This is a genomic window from Nocardia sp. NPDC001965, assembly GCF_053594175.1.
On the sequence record NZ_JBSFDZ010000016.1, the window covers coordinates 106,952 to 126,838 of the forward strand.

Annotated in this window: 17 protein-coding genes and 2 pseudogenes; 15 read left to right on the forward strand and 4 right to left on the reverse strand. The window is 68.7% G+C overall.

Going from position 1 to position 19,887, the window contains the following annotated elements:
- Positions 1–106 precede the first annotated feature (106 nt).
- Positions 107–892, forward strand: coding sequence for an electron transfer flavoprotein subunit beta/FixA family protein (locus ACWCPQ_RS22260; RefSeq protein WP_449901833.1), 786 nt, complete (start codon positions 107–109; stop codon positions 890–892).
- A gap of 37 nt (positions 893–929) precedes the next feature.
- Positions 930–1,886: an electron transfer flavoprotein subunit alpha/FixB family protein gene (locus ACWCPQ_RS22265; protein WP_449901835.1), complete on the forward strand. Its 957-nt coding sequence runs from the start codon at positions 930–932 to the stop codon at positions 1,884–1,886.
- A 274-nt stretch (positions 1,887–2,160) separates the two neighbouring features.
- Here the strand turns inward: ACWCPQ_RS22265 and ACWCPQ_RS22270 are convergent, their stop codons facing one another.
- Positions 2,161–2,955 (reverse strand): alpha/beta fold hydrolase, encoded by a 795-nt coding sequence (locus ACWCPQ_RS22270; RefSeq protein ID WP_449901837.1) that lies wholly within the window; start codon positions 2,953–2,955, stop codon positions 2,161–2,163.
- A 53-nt stretch (positions 2,956–3,008) separates the two neighbouring features.
- The gene (locus ACWCPQ_RS22275) at positions 3,009–4,130 is read right to left on the reverse strand and encodes an MFS transporter (RefSeq protein WP_449901908.1); all 1,122 of its coding nucleotides are present in this window, start codon (positions 4,128–4,130) and stop codon (positions 3,009–3,011) included.
- Between the two features lie 139 nt (positions 4,131–4,269).
- Here ACWCPQ_RS22275 and ACWCPQ_RS22280 point away from each other — a divergent pair.
- The 4 genes and pseudogenes from ACWCPQ_RS22280 to ACWCPQ_RS22295 all read left to right on the forward strand — a co-directional run.
- Positions 4,270–4,995: pseudogene (locus ACWCPQ_RS22280) on the forward strand (AraC family transcriptional regulator); the annotation flags it as partial.
- A 364-nt stretch (positions 4,996–5,359) separates the two neighbouring features.
- Positions 5,360–5,866, forward strand: a complete 507-nt coding sequence (locus tag ACWCPQ_RS22285) for a hypothetical protein (RefSeq protein WP_449901838.1) — start codon at positions 5,360–5,362, stop codon at positions 5,864–5,866.
- A 188-nt stretch (positions 5,867–6,054) separates the two neighbouring features.
- Complete coding sequence (locus ACWCPQ_RS22290) at positions 6,055–6,378, forward strand: hypothetical protein (RefSeq protein ID WP_449901840.1); 324 nt, start codon at positions 6,055–6,057, stop codon at positions 6,376–6,378.
- 149 nt (positions 6,379–6,527) lie between these two features.
- The gene (locus ACWCPQ_RS22295) at positions 6,528–6,824 is read left to right on the forward strand and encodes a hypothetical protein (RefSeq protein ID WP_449901842.1); all 297 of its coding nucleotides are present in this window, start codon (positions 6,528–6,530) and stop codon (positions 6,822–6,824) included.
- Between the two features lie 636 nt (positions 6,825–7,460).
- Here the strand turns inward: ACWCPQ_RS22295 and ACWCPQ_RS22300 are convergent.
- A complete protein-coding gene (locus ACWCPQ_RS22300; RefSeq protein WP_449901910.1) occupies positions 7,461–8,318 on the reverse strand; it encodes a LysR family transcriptional regulator in 858 nt (285 codons plus the stop codon).
- 111 nt (positions 8,319–8,429) lie between these two features.
- On the opposite strand from ACWCPQ_RS22300, the gene ACWCPQ_RS22305 reads away from it, so the two are divergent.
- The 3 genes from ACWCPQ_RS22305 (at position 8,430) to ACWCPQ_RS22315 (ending at position 11,773) form a co-directional block, all read left to right on the forward strand.
- The gene (locus tag ACWCPQ_RS22305; RefSeq protein WP_449901844.1) at positions 8,430–9,734 is read left to right on the forward strand and encodes an NAD(P)/FAD-dependent oxidoreductase; all 1,305 of its coding nucleotides are present in this window, start codon (positions 8,430–8,432) and stop codon (positions 9,732–9,734) included.
- Positions 9,735–10,014: 280 nt separating this feature from the next.
- On the forward strand, positions 10,015–10,842 hold the full coding sequence (locus ACWCPQ_RS22310) for a GNAT family N-acetyltransferase (RefSeq protein WP_449901847.1): 828 nt from the start codon (positions 10,015–10,017) through the stop codon (positions 10,840–10,842).
- Between the two features lie 67 nt (positions 10,843–10,909).
- Positions 10,910–11,773, forward strand: coding sequence for a lysophospholipid acyltransferase family protein (locus ACWCPQ_RS22315; RefSeq protein WP_449901913.1), 864 nt, complete (start codon positions 10,910–10,912; stop codon positions 11,771–11,773).
- Between the two features lie 107 nt (positions 11,774–11,880).
- Here ACWCPQ_RS22315 and ACWCPQ_RS22320 read toward each other — a convergent pair whose 3' ends face one another.
- Positions 11,881–12,462 (reverse strand): hypothetical protein, encoded by a 582-nt coding sequence (locus ACWCPQ_RS22320; protein ID WP_449901849.1) that lies wholly within the window; start codon positions 12,460–12,462, stop codon positions 11,881–11,883.
- 488 nt (positions 12,463–12,950) lie between these two features.
- On the opposite strand from ACWCPQ_RS22320, the gene ACWCPQ_RS22325 reads away from it, so the two are divergent.
- The 6 genes and pseudogenes from ACWCPQ_RS22325 (at position 12,951) to ligA (ending at position 19,827) form a co-directional block, all read left to right on the forward strand.
- Complete coding sequence (locus ACWCPQ_RS22325; RefSeq protein ID WP_449901851.1) at positions 12,951–13,094, forward strand: hypothetical protein; 144 nt, start codon at positions 12,951–12,953, stop codon at positions 13,092–13,094.
- A gap of 2 nt (positions 13,095–13,096) precedes the next feature.
- A pseudogene (locus ACWCPQ_RS22330) lies at positions 13,097–13,947 on the forward strand (phosphatidylinositol mannoside acyltransferase).
- 112 nt (positions 13,948–14,059) lie between these two features.
- On the forward strand, positions 14,060–15,286 hold the full coding sequence (locus tag ACWCPQ_RS22335) for a cysteine desulfurase family protein (protein WP_449901852.1): 1,227 nt from the start codon (positions 14,060–14,062) through the stop codon (positions 15,284–15,286).
- Positions 15,287–15,289: 3 nt separating this feature from the next.
- Positions 15,290–16,390, forward strand: a complete 1,101-nt coding sequence (gene mnmA, locus ACWCPQ_RS22340; RefSeq protein WP_449901854.1) for a tRNA 2-thiouridine(34) synthase MnmA — start codon at positions 15,290–15,292, stop codon at positions 16,388–16,390.
- Positions 16,387–17,421, forward strand: coding sequence for a methionine synthase (locus ACWCPQ_RS22345; protein WP_449901856.1), 1,035 nt, complete (start codon positions 16,387–16,389; stop codon positions 17,419–17,421). The genes mnmA and ACWCPQ_RS22345 overlap by 4 nt, the downstream gene beginning before the upstream one ends.
- Positions 17,422–17,763: 342 nt before the next feature.
- Positions 17,764–19,827 (forward strand): NAD-dependent DNA ligase LigA, encoded by a 2,064-nt coding sequence (gene ligA / locus ACWCPQ_RS22350; protein WP_449901916.1) that lies wholly within the window; start codon positions 17,764–17,766, stop codon positions 19,825–19,827.
- Positions 19,828–19,887: the final 60 nt, after the last annotated feature.

Consider the following 19,887-nt stretch of genomic DNA (forward strand, 5'->3'; position numbering starts at 1 on the left):
TAACGTAGGGTAATGTCTCGGCCTGAGCTACTCACATGGACGTACGGCCGCTGGAGATCGTGCGACCGCCACACAGGTAACCAGAACAGGAGGTCGACGAAGACCGATGCCGAATATCGTCGTACTCATCAAGCAGGTGCCCGATACCTGGTCCGAGCGCAAGCTGACCGACGGTGACTTCACCCTCGACCGTGAAGCCGCCGACGCGGTGCTCGACGAGATCAACGAGCGCGCCGTCGAGGAAGCCCTCCTGATCAAGGAGGCCCAGGGTGGCGAGGTCACCGTGCTGGCCGCCGGACCGGACCGGGCGACCGAGGCCATCCGCAAAGCGCTGTCCATGGGCGCCGACAAGGCCATCCACATCAACGATCCGGCCATCCACGGCTCCGACACCGTGCAGACCGCGTGGGTGCTGGCCGGTGCGCTGGGACAGGTCGAGGGCGTCGAACTCGTCATCGCCGGTAACGAGGCCACCGACGGACGCTCCGGCGCCGTGCCCGCCATCATTGCCGAATACCTGGGCATCCCGCAGCTCACGCACCTGCGCAAGCTCACCGTCGACGGCGAGAAGATCACCGGCGAGCGGGAGACCGACGACGGTGTCTTCAAGCTGGAGGCCACGCTGCCGGCCATCGTGAGCGTCACCGAGAAGATCAACGAGCCGCGCTTCCCCTCCTTCAAGGGCATCATGGCCGCGAAGAAGAAGGAAGTGCAGACCTTCACCCTGGAAGATCTGGGCATCGACCCGTCGACCGTGGGTGTCGCGAACGCGGGCAGCACCGTCACCGCGTCCACCCCGAAGCCGCCGCGCACCGCGGGCGAGAAGATCACCGACGAGGGCGACGGCGGCACCAAGATCGCCCAGTACCTGGTCGGCCAGAAGATCATCTGAGACCCGCACCCGCAGCAACTTCTAGGAGAAGAGACAAATGGCAGAAGTACTTGTGCTCGTCGAGCACGCCGACGGTGCGGTCAAGAAGGTCAGCACCGAACTGCTGACCGCCGCCACCGCGCTGGGCGAGCCGGCCGCCGTGGTGACCGGCCCGGCCGGCACCGGCGACAAACTGGCCGATGCGCTGGCCGCGGCCGGTGCCGCCAAGATCTACATCGCCGAATCCGATGATGTGGACGGCTACCTGGTGACCCCGAAGGTCGATATCCTGGCCGGTCTCGTCGAATCCGCGTCGCCGGCCGCCGTGCTGGTCGCCGCGACCGCGGAGGGCAAAGAGGTCTCCGGCCGGCTCGCCGCCCGGATCGGATCGGGCCTGCTGGTCGACGTCATCGACGTGAAATCCGACGGCACGGCCGTGCACAGCATCTTCGGTGGCGCGTTCACCGTCGACGCCAAGGCCACCGGTGATGTCCCGGTCATCTCGATCCGCCCGGGTTCGATCGAGGCCAAGCCCGCGGCAGGTGCCGGTGAGAAGGTCACCGTCGAGGTCCCCGCACAGGAAGAGGGCGTCGTCAAGGTCACCAGCCGCGAGCCCGTCGTGGCCGGTGACCGTCCCGAACTCACCGAGGCGAATATCGTCGTCTCCGGTGGCCGCGGTGTCGGCTCGGCCGACAACTTCTCCGTGGTCGAGGCCCTCGCCGATTCGCTCGGCGCGGCCGTCGGTGCCTCCCGCGCCGCGGTCGACTCGGGTTACTACCCGGGCCAGTTCCAGGTGGGTCAGACCGGTAAGACGGTCTCGCCGCAGCTGTACGTCGCCCTGGGTATCTCCGGTGCCATCCAGCACCGGGCCGGTATGCAGACGTCCAAGACCATCATCGCGGTCAACAAGGACGAGGAAGCCCCGATCTTCGAGATCGCCGACTACGGCATCGTGGGCGACCTGTTCAATGTCGCCCCGCAGCTGACCGACGAGGTCAAAAAGCACAAGGGCTGACCCTTCGCGGTATGTTCCGCGGACAGTCGTAACTGTGCCCCGGCCGGGTTCCTCGGCCGGGGCACAGTTGTTTCCGCCGCGTATGTCGATCAGCCAGAGGTGGCCGATCGGCTGAATCGCTTTCGGATCGCGATCGGTGGTACCTCGACCATCGGAATGCTGGAGCGTTGGCCTACGCCCTGGAGCTCCGGTTCGTGGCCGGATTCGAAAAGCGGAGGTGGCCTGACATCGGACGTCTGACCATTCGCGGCATGTTCCGCGCGCAGCCGTGTGCTCAGCTGCCGGCCGTCTCGTCGAGGAATCTCCGGATCGCGGGCGCCAGCGCCGCGGTCAGGGCATCGATGGTGTCCACCTGTGCGGTGAAGGCGCCGGTGTGCAGAATCCCGTTCGGCAGGACAGCGACGATCTCCTCGGCGAACCGGGTGGGGTGGCGGTGGTCGATACCGGGGAGCACCAGGGTGGGTGCGGTCAGTCCGGCGAGTTCATCGGGGTTGCGGAAGGCGCGATCTCGGTCGATGGCGGCCGCGGCCGCGATACTGGCGGGGTCGCTGCGGGTGATCGCGTCCCGGACCAGCGTCCCGATCACCGGTGCCAGCCCCGGCAGGACCGGTGCCCAGGCGGCTTCGATTCCCCGGGTCCGTACGGTCTCGGCGAAGGTTTCCAGGAAGGCGGTTTCGGCTTGTTTCGCCGCATCGTCCTCGATGTCCTCCAGACTGATCAGGATAGCGGCGGCGACGCGTTCGGGGTGCGCGATCGCCGCCCGGGCGGCGATCGTCGACCCGAGCCCCATCCCGGCGAGCACCGCTCGGTCCACGTCGAGATGATCCAACAGGGCCGTGACGTCCTCGACGTATCGGGACCAGGTATGGGCGGCCGGGTCCGGACATCGCGACTGCCCGTACCCGCGGATATCCGGGAGCACGATGCGGTAGGAATCGGCGAGCCGGTCGGCGAGCGGGAGCAGACTGCGATGGTCCGGCCCACCGCCGTGCATGAGCACCACCAGCGGTCCGTCGCCTCGGGTTTCGGCATGCAGTCGATGGCCGTCCCGGCCGGAATAGGTGAACACGGGTACCTCCGTTTGATCTTCTCCGATGCGCCGCCTGCGAGCGTTCGTCCCGGTCAGCGGCGCGCGCTGTCCGGTGGGGGTAAGAGGAAGGCGAGTGCGGCGGCCGCTGCCGGGACGACGCACAGTGCGGTGAGTGCGGCCTGGGGACCGTGGTGGTCGGCGAGCCGGCCCAACAGTGGCATGAACAGGCCGCCGGCGCTCACCGCGATACCGAGGGTGACTCCCGCGGCGGTGCCGGGGCGGGCCGGGAGGTAGTCCTGTCCCAGCTTCACCAGCACTGCGAAGGGGATATTGGTGGCCACGCCGGCCAGTACCACGAGTACGAGGGCCAACCGGGGGTCCTCGGTCAGCCGTAGTGCGATCAGGGCCGGAATCGCGACGAGACCGCCGAGCCGGATGGTGGCCCGCATACCGATCCGATCCGCGATGCGCCCACCGGCCAGGGTGCCCACCACACCACCGACCAGGAACACGGTGAGCGCCACTCCGCCCATGGCGGCGCCGGACTCCAGGTAACCGATCCAGTACAGCGCGAGGAACGTGTTCATACCGAGAAACAGGATCGACCGGATGACCGCGACCGCTGTGAGCAGTAGGAACGGTCCCCACCGGTCCCGGCCGTCGCCGGTGCCGCCCGCGCTGCCCCGCTCGGGCCGTCGTGACTGATGCCGCCACAGCAGGACCGACATGAGTACGGCGGGCGGGAGGAAAACCGCGGTGGCACCGACACCCGCCGACGCGAGCAGGGGAGTGGCCAGGGCGGGTGCGAGAAAGAAGCCGATACTGCCGCCGGCGGCGAAGAAACTCATGGCGATCGTGCTGTTCCCGGCTACCCGGCGGGCATCCCGGCCGGCCGCGGGATGGAAGGCGGCGATACCGATTCCGGAGATCAGGATCAGCAGCCACACCATCGGGTAGGCCGGTGCCATCCCCGCCAGTCCGGCTCCGGTTCCCGCGATGAGCAGTCCGGCCGGTGCGAGCCACAGCAGTGGCCGGCGGTCCACGAGAACGCCGAGCAGTGGCTGGGGTAGCGAACTGCCGAGTGCGGCCGCCAGCGCGAGGCCCGACGCCTCGACATAGCTGTAGTCGCGTTCCAGGACGAAGAACGGGATGCTCGCGGGGATCAGGCCCTGGTAGAAATCGTCCACCGCATGCGCGAAAACCCAGTGCCGCATGCGATTCCACGCCGTGACCGGGTTCGTGGCGGGAACGGTGGTAGTTGTCGGGGCGTCCACAGCCGAACCTCCTGATCATCGTTCGACGATCAGCGTAGGAGGCGCCGGTGGGTAACTTCTTCCGATAAAATGCCGAGATATGTCGATATCCCGCCACGCGATCCCCACTCCCACCCGGGTGCGCGATCTGCCGGGCGGGTCGCGTATCGATGCACATCGTCATCCTGACCATCAGCTGATCTACTGCAGCGGCGGGGCCGCGGAAGTCCGCACCGACACCGGGATCTGGATCGCGCCGCCGGACCGGGCGATCTGGATCCCCGCCGGCCACCACCACGAACATCGTTTCTTCGGTCCGACCCGATTCCACTGCATCGCGTTTCCCCTCGAAAAGTCCGACGATCGAGCGAAGCCGGCCGTTCTCGCGACCTCCGCGCTGGTCCGTGAACTGATCATCACCTGCTCCGCGCCGGACGAGCTGCCGGCGGCCGAGCTCGGCCGGCTACGACGGGTCCTGCTCGACCAGCTCGAGCGGATGCCGCGCGAGCACCTGCCGCTGCCGGTCGCCCGCGACGAACGCCTCCGTGCGGCGTGCGCACTCGTCGAAGCCGATCTGGCGGTCACCTGGACGCTGGCGGCACTGGGCCGCCGGGTCGGTGCGGGAGAGCGGACCCTCACCCGGTTGTTCCGTACCGAATTCGCCATGACCTATCCCCAGTGGCGGACCAATCTCCGGCTGCACCGGGCGGTGCGGATGCTCGCCGAGGGGTATTCGGTGACCACCGTGGCCGGTCGTTGCGGCTGGGCCTCGCCCAGTGCCTTCATCGATGTCTATCGGCATGCGCTCGGGTGCACACCCGGTAGCTCGCGGCGGGGGCGGTTTCCGGGATTCCGGCCCGTCGGCGAGGCCGAATTGCCGCATTTCGGAATTTCTTCGGCGCCCGGCCGGGTGAACGCCGGCGCTTCTCATTCGGTCTATTCCAAATAGCTTGTCTCAGAACTCTTTCCGGGTTACTGATCGATTTCGTGAATCAGTGTTGCCGATGTGGGAATTGGCTATGCTGTGCGCGTCGATCAGCGGTGGTATCGGCACAACTGCGTGGCGATCGGTGCTCGGGGGCGCCGATTTCCGACAACTCGAGATCGGCCGCTTCGGCGGCGGGAAAAGGGGAGCCGTGCACGGCGGCAGGGGGTTCGGACCGTTACCGGACAGCCGAATCGTATCGACGGTGTTCGCCCGCAGTGCCGGATCCGGTTCCGGTGCAACGGGATCGGATTGTCCGCTGCTCGCGTCGGTGGCGGGTCTGGTGACCGCGCACCGGCGCTTCGCGGCAGCGCGTCCCGCCTGGGACGATGTGGTGATGACCTGGCCACCGGGCGAGATCGGTCCGGAGTTACCGGAAATGGATCCGGCCGAGGATCGGTTCGCCGGAATATGGGAGGACGCGCAACGGCATATTCTCGCCATCGATCTGGAAGCCCACCGTGTACTCGGCGTAGCCGATATCGGCGCGATCGAACATCATGAAGGACTGGGCGCTGTTTTCGGTCGTATGGCGTATCTGTATACGATTTCCTTCGACCGATTCGTATCGGACGGACCGCAGGCCCCGAACCGCCGGCAGCTGGCTCGTGCCTATGTCGCCTACGAGACGCTGGCACGTGAACTGGCCTGCGGCAGGAAATGCCTACCTCCGGTAGTCGGGCGTCCGGTCGCCGACGATATCGACGGGTGATCCGCCGCTCCGACGGAACGGCCTGCCGCGGCGGATACCGTATCCCGGGCATACCGCCCCACGGACCGATGCGGCAGCCACCGGTGACGCCGAGAATGGTGGGAAGTCCACCATGGGGGTGGCAGGGTTGACGCGCGGCCGGAAAACGGACCGGCCGATCGGTGCCCACTCCGCGAGATCGGGGAAGTATGACGCACCCGGAAGAGTCGGCGGTGCCCGAATGGTGGAGCACCGGTGATCCGCGGTTCCCGCTGACCGCCGAGGTCGCGGGGCGCCGATGGGTACTGCGTGCCAACCCGTTTCCCGATCACTGTCTGTGGACGTTGTTCATCGACGGTCGGGCCCGCTACGACATCGAGCGGGTGCCGGCCGCGTGGGGGAGACTCGCCCCGGGGTCGGCGCCGGGGCTGGATCCCGCGGTCACGGAAACGGTGCTCGCCCCGATCCGGCATCTGGGTGTGTACGGCAGCGAGGTCGGTCGGCCCTGTGATGATCCGTTCTGCTGCGGTTGAGCCGGAGCCGTCTTCGAGGAAGCCGGTGTGTTCCCAGCAGACTCCCAGCCGAGTCCACAGCCGGAGCACAGCGGGCGGTACTACCGTCGCAGTAGTCGGAGTCGATCGGGCTTGTCGACGAGAAGTGCAGTGCGACGAGGAGTTCCACGATGAAGCTGAAACCGGCCAGTAGAGCGTTCGCGGCTCTGATGTGCGGGGCGGCGGTGACGGGTGCGGCTGTGGCGGGCACCGGTGTGGCCGTCGCCGAGTCGGGACCCGAGAAGAAGATCGTCATCAACGGGCAAGAGCGGACCGATATCGACCGGGTGATCCTGCGCGCGGATATCGACCGGGATCTGCCGGGCTACCGGCTGCCCCCGGGGAGCCCGGGCGTGATCGTCCTGAAGAGCGGTGTGGTTCAGCCGGTGCCCGAGGGCGCTGTGCTCCGGCAGCGCCCCGGCCGGTGATCGTGCGGTGACGGCCGCCCGCGCAGTCGTGTGACGGCACCACGAACCGACCCGAGCCGGACCCCTCGCCACTCGGGTTGTCGGTGGCCCGCCGTGCCGAATCGGCGAGGTCATCGAAGCCCCGTCGGCCACTGCCCGGCCGCCGGGGCCGCGCGGCCCGGTACGTACCCCGCGTACCGGGCCGGACGCGCTCGAGTTTCTGCGCGCGGGCCCGAGCGGCGCCGGGTCGATGAGTGCCCGGGCCCCGTCGCGGGATCATCGTCTTCACCGGGCCGGGCCGGTCATGAGCCTTCCTGTTCGAATGGATCGTCGGCCGGCACCCATCGCGGGAGGCCGAGGCGAGGTGAGATTTCGGCTGTTTTCCGGCGGTGGTGGCGCGGGCTCGGCCTGATCCTCATCCGATCGGTCGTCTTTCGTCCGGTCGCCCGAGGGCCGCGGGTTGTCTGTGCCCGTTGGGGGATAGCCACTACCGCTGTGCGTCGGCGCTGTCCACCGGATGCGTTTCTCGGACGTGTGCTCGGCCCGCGCCGCATCGTCGGTGCCGCGCAGCCGGTCGCGGTGCCGCGGTAGGGCGGCATTGTCTGGGGAGATGCCCCGGAACTCGGGCGGTGGGCACATCGGCTCGACGCGGCGCTGCTAGGCGCAGTGCAGTCCCTCCAGGAGCGAGTCGAGGATGGGAGTGCGCCGGGTGTCGGCGCGCAGGACCGCGGAGACGGGGATGCGGAGCCGGTGATCGGCCAGTGGGAGTGCGGCGATGCCCTCGGTGGAGCTGTTGGCGTAGAGAACCGTCCAGGCGTCGGGGTGGTTGATCAGCTCCATGGTCGCGGTATGGTCCGGCGGGATGGGCGGGCCGAACGTGGGGCCGGTGGGGAGATCGGCGAAAGCTGTCCGGATGACATTGTGCAGGAGGAACTGCTCGGACTCCGGTGGCAGGAGCAGTGGATAGGCGCTGAGTTCGGCAAGGGTGACATCGGTACGGCCGGCCAGCGGATGCGCGGGGGCGGTGGCGAGGGTGAGATCCTCCACCCATAGTTGCTCGACCATCAGTCCGGCCTGTTGCACGCTGCCGCGGATCAGCGCCAGATCGCAATCGCCGTCCGCGACGGCGGCGACCCGCTGCCGGAACGGTTTGATGACGAATTCGATTTCCGCGCCCGGGTGCGCGTCGCGGGCGCCGGCGATGGCCGACAGCGATCGGGTGGCGAACGACATGTTCGCGGCGAGCCGGATCCGGGGGCCGGTGGTGCGGATGGAAGCGCGGATTGCCGATTCCAGACCTAGCATCTGCTTGGCCAGCGGTAGTAACCTGGTGCTCGCGTCGGTGGGGACGACCGATCGGGTCGAACGCTCGAAGAGTTGCACGCCCAGATCGTGCTCGAGCCGGGCGATCTGATGGCTGATCGCCGACTGTGAGATGAAGCACCGGACGGCCGCCCGGCTGAAACTGAGCTCCTCGCACACCGCGACGAAGTACGTGAGCTGGCGTAGTTCCACCGCGATCTCCATTCATGAACAGATCAGATAAGAGTCATCTCAATTATGCGCCCTGAACCCTGAAATATCTGCCTTACGGATGACGGTTCCTAATGAGTGAAGGAGGCTGTCATGCACAAGGTCAGTGATATCGGCGCCGGCGTGGAATACGCGGATGTCGTGATCATCGGTTCGGGGTTCGGCGGACTCGCCGCGGCCAAACAGTTGGCGAAGGCGGGAGTCGATTATGTCCTGATCTCGAGCACGCCGGAACACCTGTTCCAGCCGCTGCTCTATCAGGTCGCCACCGGGGTGTTGGCGTCCGCCGAGATCGCACCCCCGATCGCGAAAATCCTGCACCGGCACAAGGAGGCGGATGTCCGCCTGGGCCAGGTCACCGCGATCGAGCCCGACGCCGCCGTGCTGACCTACCGCAGCGGCGAGGAGACCCGGCAGATCCGCTACGGATCGCTGATCGCGGCCACCGGCGCGAGCCAGTCGTATTTCGGTCGCGACGACTTCGCCGACAAGACCTTTTCGCTCAAGACCATCGACGACGCGAAGCTGCTGCGGGCCCAGATCGAACGGGTCTTCCGCGAAGCGGGCAAGGCCGACGAGGAAACCCGCCGCCGGCTGCTCTCGTTCGTCGTCGTCGGCGCCGGGGCCACCGGAGTCGAGGTGGCCGGGCAACTGAAGGAACTGGCCAAGCGGTACTACCACGAGGAAGTATCGGTGACCCTGGTCGAGGGCGCCGGCGCCGTACTACCGCCGTTCGGCGGCGGTCTATCGGAATACGCGAAGAAAACGCTGACCCGTAGCGGGGTCGAAGTCCTGCTCGGCACCTTCGTCACCGATATCGAGGACGGGCAGGTCACGGTCAAGGACAAAGACGGTAGCCAGCGCCAGATCGAGGCCGAGACCATCGTCTGGTCGGCGGGCGTGCAGGCCGGCGGCTTCGCGAAACTGCTGGCCGAGGCCACCGGTTGTGAAACCGATCGCGCCGGGCGCCTGCTCATCAACCCCGATCTCACCGTGGGCGGCTACGCCGATATCTACGCGATCGGCGATATGACCTCGCTCAACGGCTACCCCGGCCAGTCGCCGGTGGCGATGCAGGAAGGCCGGCACGCCGCCGACATCATCAGCCGTGATACGAACCCCGGCACCCCGTTCGTGTACTGGGACAAGGGCAGCATGGCGGTGATCAGCCGGTTCAGCGCGGTGACGAAACTGAACGACAAGATCACCTTCCGCGGTGTGTTCGCCTGGTTCATCTGGCTCGCCGTGCACCTGTTCTATCTGGTGGGTTTCCGGAATCGGTTCGCTGCGGTCCTGTCGTGGCTGGTGGCGTTCATCGGCACCGGGCGGCCCGGGTTCCAGGAGGTCGACCGGGCGCACCTCGAACGAGTACGCGAACCCGAACGTTTCGTCGCCTGACGGACGCGGCGCGGGCTGCGCACAGTCGCAGCGCGGGTCCAGATCGAAGTGGCACGGTGGGCGGGCCCGGTGAAGCCGGGTCCGCCCACCGTGCGTATCGGGGGCGGCGAATTCCGGGTTGCGTCCGGCCCAACTCCGATGCCGTTTCCGGTGTTCGCGCGAACGCGCGGATACCGCCTGGTGAACGCCCGGTGTGACCTACGTCTCGTTAACCGAACCGGCATGCACGCGACACGTCACGGATGCCCCGGCGCCGTATCGGACTGGCCTGCTTGGCGTCATGGCTATTACGTCCGTGCTGACGGCCCCGGCTCGACCGGCCGCCGGCGAGGATCACCGGTCCCGATACGCGCTGATCGTCTCCTCCGACACCGAACATCGCATCGCGGCGCAGCGGTTGCGGTACAACGTATTCGCCGGCGAGCCGGGGTTCTCGATCCCCGACGACGGTACGGGCCTGGACGCGGACAGGTTCGACGAGCACTGTGACCATATGCTGGTCCGCGACGAGGCCACCGGCGAATTCGTCGGCTGCTACCGGATGTTGCCGCCGGACAGGGTCGCCGGTGCCGGCGGGTACTACACAGCCACCGAATTCGATCTCACGAATCTCGACCCGGCGGGTCTGCGGATCGTGGAGATGGGGCGCGCGTGCGTGGTTCCCGAACACCGCAACGGCTCGGTTCTCACGCTCATGTGGGCCGGCATCCTGCACTACATCCAGCTCACCGGTTACGACTGGGTGATGGGCTGCGCGTCGGTGCCCATGCAGAACAGTCCCGCCGAACCCGCCGGAGTCAATGTCCGCGGCGTGCGTGACCTCCTGCTCGGCAGGCACGCCTGTGCGCCGGAGAAGCGGGTACGCCCCTACCGGCCCGTCGTGGTCGACGGGGCGGCGCTGGACGAGCTGCCCGCTCCCGCCCGCCCGAAACTGCCGCCGCTGCTCAACGGCTATCTCCGGCTCGGTGCCGAGATCTGTGGGGAACCGGCGCACGATCCGGATTTCGCCGTTGCCGATTTCGTGGTGTTGCTGGGGCTCGACACCATCAACACCCGGTATCTCGATCGGTTACGCGGCGCCGCCGCGAATTTCGACGGCGGGCGGTGATCCGGTGGCGATCGTGACGAAGCCGCAGGCTCCGGTGGTGGCGGACCCGCCCGGCCGGCACCCCTGGATGCCGGTGAGTCCCTGCGGGACCGGTTGTGTGCAGCAGCGGCCCGAGATCGGTGTCGCGCGGGCCGGGCTCCGGGCGGTGGGCGCGGTATCGGTGCTGCTCGCCTATCCTTTCGTCCATATCGTCACACCGGCGTCCCGGCGCTCGGGGGTGCAGCGCCGGTTCGCGCAGACGCTGCTGCGTGCCTGCGGTATCCGGTTGCGGGTGGTGGACCGGCGGACGGGGGCCGCGGCGATCGGGTCGCGGTACGCCGAACCGGGCACCGGCGTGCTCGTCGCCTGTGGGCATATCGGGTGGGCGGATATCGTCGTGCTCGCCTCGGTGCAGCCGCTCGCGTTCGTGGCGCGGGCGGACCTGATCGATTGGCCGGTGCTCGGGAAACTCGCGCGGGTGATGCGGGTCGTCCCGATCGAGCGGGAGCGGCTGCGCCGACTGCCGGATGTCGTGGCGCGAGTCGGGCAGCGGCTCGCCGCCGGCGAGCGGATCGGATTCTTCCCGGAGGGCACCACCTGGTGTGGTCGTGCCTACGGAACACTGCGGCCGGCCCTGTTCCAGGCCGCCGTGGATACCGGCGTCCCGGTGCAGCCGGTGCGGCTGCGCTATCTGGACGGACACGGGAACCGGTCCACCGTCCCCGGTTTCGTCGGCGACGACACGCTCATCGATTCGATCGTGCGGGTGTTGCGGGCGCGGAATCTGACCGCCGAGGTCGTCCTCGCGCCGGTCGAACAGCCCGGAACCGATCGCCGGGATCTCGCGCGTCGATGTGAGCGAGCGGTTCGGGCGGAGGAACTCTCCGATGCCGCGCACGCGGTGCTCGCGGCGGCGGGCCGGCAGCTGACGAAAGCGGCGGTGGCCGTCTGATCGCAGTGGAACAGGGCCGGGTCCGCTGCGCGGACTCGGCCCTTTCTGCTGCTATCCAGCGATACATTTACCTATGTACCGCTATTCAACGGCTACTTGTCGCCGTATCAGCGGGCGCTACCCGTCCCGAGGAGCGGTGGAATACCCGGCAGCGCGAAGGGCAGTGGCGGCAGCACCGGCAACTGGACCTGGGGCAGCAGGCTCGGCGGGGGCGGCGGGATGTACGGGTTGGGCATGTTCCAATTCGGCGGTTGCCCGCCGCCGCCGCGCGGACTCTCGTGGTCCCAGTCGGTCGGCTGGTCGTAGTCGCGGCCGCGGTCGTTGTGCGAATCGCGATCGGGATACTGGTTGTCGCCGCTGTTGAGGTGGTCCTCCCAGCCGTCGTAATCCTGCCGGTGGTGGTCCTTGTAGCCGTAGTGGCCGTTGTCGTCCCAGCCGAAATCGCCGTCGTCACCCCAGTCGTCGCCGTCCCACGCCTGGTGGTCGTTGTCGTCCCATCCGTTGCTGTCCCAGCCGGAGCTATCGCCGAAGCTGTCGCTGGAATCGTGGGAATCGCTGACCTGGACCACCTCGGCGGGGCCGGCGAGAGCCGGGCCGGCGGTGACCGCCAGCGGCGCCAGGGTGATGACTGCGAGCGCGGCGATCCGCGCCGCGAAACGGCGGGCGCGCTGTTCGTGGTTTCGGTTCATCGGTGGGTCCTCACTCGGTCACACCTCGGTCGGTCCTGCCGGGGCGCTCGCACTGCTCGAAGTGCGTTATTGATACGTCATTCACCGTACCGCTGATTAACGGTACGTTCAACAAGTTAGTGTCAAGCGGGGTGATCGGTCCAACGATCCGAGCCCGGTGCGCCCCGGCACGGGTGGTCCGATCGTGGACAGCCGATGTGTACCGGGGCGCGCGACGGCGGTAGATGGGACTACGGTGGGGAGGAACACCCGTCGAGCAGCCGTTCGGCTGCCGAATCCGCAGGACCTCTTCCGAACTGCCGCAGTCCCTCACCTCCGGGCCCATGGGAAGCTCCACTCGGCAACTCGGTACGGAGTGGCCCCGCGCTCGGATGGGTATCCCCGGAAGGCCCGGACCGCCGGTCGGCCCGACCGCCGCGGGACGCGCATCTCGACCCTGCCTGCCGCGACTTTCATCGGCAGCGCACACCGAAGATCGGAGCCCGAACATGCACGACGACAACCCTGGACTGTTCAGTCACATCCCCGCCGAACCCGAGCCGTACTCGGTACCGGCCGATGCTCCGCAACCGGTGTTCCTGACCGCAGTGCCCGAGCCGGACAGCGCCGCACCGGAGGCCGGTCAGCGGTAGCGATGGCCGGCCGGGCGCAGGACCCCGGCTGTGCGGCGGACCGGCGCCTGGTCCGGGCGCTGCCGCAAGCCTGGGCAGTTCGCCTCTTCGACGCCGGAGCCGACCGGATCGCGCGGCGTGACGGCGGACGGCCCCAGCTGCGGCGCAATCTCGCCCGAGTACTCGGGGTCACGCCGGCGCCACCAGAACTCGTGCGGGCGAGTCTGCGCTCCTACGCCAGGTATCGGCGCGAGGCCTTCCGGTTGCCCGGCATGGATCCGCGCGAGCTGGCCGACACCATCGAAGCCTCGGCCGTCGGGCTGGACCGTATCGGCGCTGCGCACGCCGCGGGCCGAGGGGTGGGTGATCGCCCTGCCGCGCAGCGGGAACCGGATCTGGCCGGCGTCCGGCTCGTACGGTGGGCAGGCCGACGGTCGTCGCCGAACGGTTGCGGCCCGAATCGCTGTTCCGCCGCTTCGTGCGCTTCCGGGCGGGACTGGGTTTCGAGATCATCCCGCTCACCGGTGCCGAAACACCACCGTTCGAGCAACTCTCCGCCCGCCTGCGCGCAGGCGGGCTGGTCTGCCTGCTCGGTGAGCGAGACCTCTCCGGCCGGGGTGTGACGATCAACTTCTTCGGTGCGCCGGCGCACATGCCGACCGGCCCGGCCCGGCCGGCGATCGCAACCGGCCGCCTGCTGCCGGTGCACCGCTGGTTCACCCCGGCCGGATGGGGTTTCTCGGTGGGTGACCCGATCGATACCTCTCACGGGGTCGCTGCGGCCACCCGGGCTCTGGCCGACAGCTTCGCGGCGGGTATCGCCGCCCATCCCGCGGATCGGCATATGTTGCAGCGGCCGTGGCCGGACGGTTGACCGCCGCCGCGCTGCCCGGCCCGGCTCCGATGGGTGCCGACTTCGCGCACGTCGGCCGCAGATGAGCCGGGGGGAATAACCGGCAACCGGTGACGGCTATCCTTTACTGGTCATGAAGTCGGTTTTCCCGGGTGCTGTCAGCGGTGTGCCCACGACGGTCTACCTCGATCATGCGGCGACCACACCGATGCTGCCCGTCGCGATCGAGGCGATGAATGCTGCGTTCGCGCTGGCCGGAAACGCATCCTCGCTGCACGGGTCGGGCCGCGCCGCCCGCCGCCGGCTGGAGGAAGCACGGGAATCGATCGCCGCGGATCTGGGCGCGCGCCCCTCCGAGGTCATCCTCACCTCGGGTGGCACCGAGAGCGACAATCTCGCGGTCAAGGGTATCTTCTGGGCTCGCCGGGACGCGGACCCACGATGCGACCGGATCCTCGCCGGTGCCACCGAGCACCACGCTGTCCTCGACACTGTGGAATGGCTGGAACGGCACGAGGGTGCCCGGGTGACCTGGTTGCCGGTGGACGCGGACGGAATCGTGACGCCGGAGACGCTGCGCGAAGCCCTGGCCGAACACGCGGACGAGGTCGCGCTGGTCACCGTGATGTGGGCCAACAACGAGATCGGCGCCATCACGCCGATCCGGGAACTCGCGGAGATCGCCCGGGCGGCGGGTGTGCCGATGCACAGCGACGCGGTCCAGGCCGCGGCGCAACTACCGATAGATTTCGCCGCCAGCGGGCTCGCGGCGGCCAGTTTCACGGGGCACAAACTGGGCGGCCCGCACGGAGTGGGCGTGCTGTTGCTGGGACGGCAGGTGGGTTGCGTCCCGCTGCTGCACGGCGGCGGCCACGAACGGGACCTGCGCTCGGGTACCTCCGATGTCGCGGCGGTGGCCGGGCTGGCCGCGGCATTGCGGCAGACCGTTTCGGAACTGCCGGTCCGTACCGAGGAGCTGGCCGGACTGCGCGACGAGTTGATCGCGGGGGTGCGGCAAGCCGTCCCGGACGCGGTCCTCAACGGTCCGTACGGTGAACGACGGCTGCCGGGCAACGCCCACTTCACCTTTCCGGGCTGTGAGGGCGATTCGCTGCTGATGCTGCTCGACGCCGCGGGGATCGAATGTTCGACCGGTTCGGCGTGCACGGCCGGAGTGGCCTCGCCGAGCCATGTACTGATCGCGATGGGCGTGGGGGCCCGGGAAGCGCGGGGATCGCTGCGGTTTTCCCTTGGACACACCTCGCAGCAGTCCGATATCAATGCAGTACTGGATGTGCTGCCGCAGGTGGTGGAACGAGCCAAGGCCGCGGGTCTGGCCGGTGCGAGAGGAGGTGCGTAGCGTATGCGAGTGCTCGCCGCGATGAGTGGTGGAGTCGATTCCGCGGTGGCGGCGGCACGGGCCGTCGACGCCGGGCACGAGGTGGTCGGAGTGCATCTGGCCCTGTCGACCGCGCCCGGTGCATTGCGTACCGGGTCGCGTGGCTGCTGTTCCAAGGAGGACGCGGGCGACGCCCGCCGGGCCGCGGATGTGCTCGGGATCCCGTTCTATGTCTGGGACTTCGCGGACCGTTTCAAAGAGGACGTGATCGACGACTTCGTCGAGTCCTATGCCGCGGGTGAGACACCCAACCCCTGCCTGCGCTGCAACGAGAAGATCAAGTTCTCGGCCCTGGCCGACCGGGCCGTGGCGCTCGGTTTCGACGCGGTCGCCACCGGACACTACGCCCGGCTGACCGACGGTGTGCTGCGCCGGGCGGTGGACGCGGACAAGGACCAGTCCTATGTTCTGGCCGTGCTGACGGCCGAGCAGTTGTCGCGGGCGATGTTCCCCGTGGGCGACACCCCCAAGCCGCAGATCCGGGCGGAAGCCGCCGAACGAGGTCTGGCCGTCGCCGACAAACCGGACAGTCACGATATCTGCTTCATCCCCTCCGGGGACACCCGTGCTTTCCTCGGCGCGAAGATCGGTATCCGGCCCGGTGCCATCGTGGACTCCGCGGGTGCGCAGCTGGGCCGGCACGAGGGTGTGCACGGATTCACCATCGGGCAGCGCAAGGGTCTGGGCCTGCCGGGTCCCGGCCCGGATGGCAAACCCCGCTACGTCACCGATATCGACCCCGATTCGGGCACCGTGCGAGTCGGTTCGGCCGACGATCTGCAGGTGTGGTCGATCGAGGCCGAGCGGGCCATCTGGACCAGCGGCACCGCGCCCGCCGAGCCGATCGACTGCGTGGTGCAGGTCCGGGCCCACGGCGGAACCGCCCCCGCGACCGCCGAGGCGGTCGGCGAGGGGCTCGCGGTGCGCCTGCACGAACCCCTCAGCGGTGTCGCCCGGGGTCAGGCCGTGGTGCTGTATCGCCCCGAAGCCACGGGGGACGCGGTACTCGGCAGCGGCACCATCACCGCGACCGCGCGCACCGAGCCGGCGGGCGCGCCACGATGAACCCGGCCGGTTTTCCGGCCGGCGCGGCGACGGGGGTGGGGTCGTGGCCCGGTACCGACCCCCGGGAGGCCGCGGCGGTGATCGTGGGCGAACTACCCGAACTGCCGCATCTGGTGGAACTACCGGCCCGTGGAGTGGGCGCGGATACGATCGGGCGGGCGTCGGCGCTGCTGGTGGACATGCGCTTCGACACCACACCGCGCGGATACCGGCTGGCCGCCCGGCCCGGCTCGGCCGCACGCCGCGCGAACGACCTGTTGCGTACCGATCTGGACGCACTACAGGAGGCGTGGGAGAACGCCGGGCTGCGCGGCGCGGGGCGGACGGTGAAGGTGCAGGCCGCCGGCCCGCTGACGCTCGCCGCCCAGGTGGAGCTGGCCGGTGGACACCGGGTACTGACCGACCGGGGCGCGGTCCGGGATCTGGCGGAATCGCTGGCCGAGGGGCTGGCCACCCATATCGCGGAGGTCGGCGCGCGGCTGGAGGCCGAGGTCGTACTGCAACTGGACGAACCGTCGCTGAGCGCGGTGCTGAACGGTTCGCTGCGCGGGGCGAGCGTGCTGAACACGATCGCCGCCGTCCCCGAACCCGAAGCGCTGGCGATTCTGGAAACGGTGCTCGAACAGCAGCGCGTGCCCGCGGCAGTGCACTGTTGTGCGAGCCCGCCGCCACTGGGCTTCCTCGGCCGTACCTCGGCGGTCGCGTTGGGGTTCGACCTCGCCACGGTGTCCGGTACCGCGGGCCTCGACGCTCTCGGTGCGGCCCTGGACCAGGGTAAACACCTGATTCTCGGACTCGTTCCCACCACTGCGCCGGCCACACCGGTGACCTGGCGGGCGATCGCCGAACCGGGTGCGCGCCTGGTCGACCGGCTCGGTTTCCCGCGCGCCGAACTGGCCCGCCGAGTGACGGTGAGTCCGGCATGCGGCCTGGCGGGTGCCTCGTCGGGCTGGGCGCGCGAGGCCCTGCGCCTGGCCGGCGAGACGGCGAAGGCCTTCGCTCAGGATCCGGAGTCGCTGGTCGCGGGATGATTCCGCGCGGTCCCGGCCCGGACCGGTGATCGCGAAGCGCGCGGCACCGGGACTCGATAGGGCCGTCGCGATATCGCTGCGGGCTCCGGGCCCTCGGCGGCGCCTCGACCCGGCCACCGGGTGTCGCGGCACAACCGGCAGGGGTCGGTTTCGGACTCCCCGAGACATTCCGGGGGATGGGCCCGCGGACCCCGGAAATACCGGGCGACGTGCGGTTACGGTGCTGCTGGAGTGTCGGTGTGCTGGACTACTGTGCCAGATGTGAGTGAGACCGCGAGCCCCACCGAACGGGACGACACCCCCGGCGAAACCGCCCCGCCGCCGGCGGCCGGTGCGGACCGGGTGCGCTGGCAGGAACTCGCCGATACGGTGCGTGAGCATCAGTTCCGTTATTACGTGCGGGATGCGCCGATCATCTCCGACGGCGAATTCGACGAACTGTTCCAGCGGTTGCTGGCGCTGGAGGAACAGTATCCGGATCTGCGCACCCCGGATTCGCCGACTCAGCTCGTGGGCGGTGGGTTCGCCACCGATTTCACCGCGGTCGATCATCTCGAGCGGATGCTCTCCCTGGACAATGCGTTCTCCGAAGCGGATATGCGCACGTGGGCGGCGCGGGTGGCGGAGGAGACCGGCCCGGATCTGCACTATCTGTGCGAGGTGAAGATCGACGGTGTGGCGTTGAACCTGGTGTACCGCAACGGAAAACTGGAGCGCGGCGCGACCCGGGGCGACGGGCGCACCGGCGAGGATGTCACCCTCAATGCCCGCACCATCGAAGACATCCCGCGAGAGCTGACCTCCGGTAGCGAGTTCCCGGTACCGGAACTGCTGGAGGTGCGCGGTGAGGTGTATTTCCGGCTGGCGGATTTCGAGACGCTGAACGCCGCCATCGTGGCCGAGGGCAAACCGCCCTACGCCAACCCGCGCAATACCGCGGCGGGGTCGTTGCGGCAGAAGGATCCGTCGGTCACCGCACGGCGACGATTACGGATGATCTGCCACGGGCTCGGGCGCACCGAGGGATTCACCCCGCGCTCCCAGCACGAGGCCTATCGGGCACTGGCGGCCTGGGGCCTGCCGGTCTCGGCGCATACGCGGCTGGTGCAGGGGGTGGACGCGGTGCTCGAACGGATCTCCTATTGGGCCGAGCACCGCCACGATATCGAACACGAGATCGACGGTCTGGTGGTGAAGGTCGACGAGCTGGCGCTGCAACGGCGGCTCGGTTCGACCTCGCGGGCGCCCCGGTGGGCGATCGCCTACAAGTATCCGCCCGAGGAAGCCACCACGAAACTGCGCGATATCGCGGTGAATGTCGGCCGGACCGGCCGGGTCACGCCGTTCGCGGTGATGGAGCCGGTCACCGTCGCCGGCTCCACGGTCGCCATGGCGACCCTGCACAATGCGGCCGAGGTCGTGCGCAAAGGTGTGCTGATCGGGGATACGGTCACCATTCGCAAGGCCGGGGATGTGATCCCGGAAGTGCTGGGGCCGGTGGTGGATGCCCGCACCGGTGACGAGCGGGCATTCGTGATGCCGACGCACTGTCCCGAATGCGGGACCGAACTCGCCTACGAGAAAGCCGGTGACGCCGATATCCGTTGCCCCAACCAGCGGTTCTGTCCGGCGCAACTGCGGGAGCGGGTGTTCCACGTGGCCGGGCGCGACGCATTCGATATCGAGGCGCTGGGGTACGAGGCGGCGGTCGCGTTGCTCAACGCCGGGGCGATCGCCGACGAGGGTGATCTGTTCGACCTCGACGCCGACCGGTTGCGCAATGTCGCACTGTTCGTCAACAAGAACGGCAGCCTCTCGGCGAACGGCAACCGGTTGATCGGCAATCTCGCCGCGGCCAGGGACCGGCCGCTGTGGCGGGTGCTGGTCGCGTTGTCCATCCGGCACGTCGGGCCGACCGTCGGCCGGGCGCTGGCGAGCGAGTTCGGCAGTCTGGAACGGATCGAACAGGCATCCCTGGCGGAATTGTCGGCCGCCGAGGGAGTCGGGCCGACCATCGCCACCGCGGTCGCTGAATGGTTCGCCGTCGACTGGCATCGCGCCATCGTGGCGAAATGGCGCGCGGCCGGGGTGCGGATGGAGGACGAACGCGACGAATCGATCCCGCGCACACTGGAGGGCCTGTCCATCGTGGTGACCGGATCGCTGGAAGGTTTCTCCCGTGACGGCGCGAAGGAGGCGATCCTGTTGCGCGGCGGGAAGGCTGCCGGTTCGGTATCGAAGAAGACGGCGTTCGTGGTGATCGGTGACGCGCCCGGTTCCAAAGCCGCCAAGGCCGAAGAACTCGGGGTCCCGATCCTGGACGAAGAGGGTTTCCGGCTCCTGCTCGAATCCGGCCCGGCCGCGGTCCGGCCGCCGGCCGCGGTGGACGACGAACCGGAGAAGTAGCCGGGACACGACCGGAGTCCCGGTCCTGCGGGACCGGGACCCGACACGGCAGGATGGCGG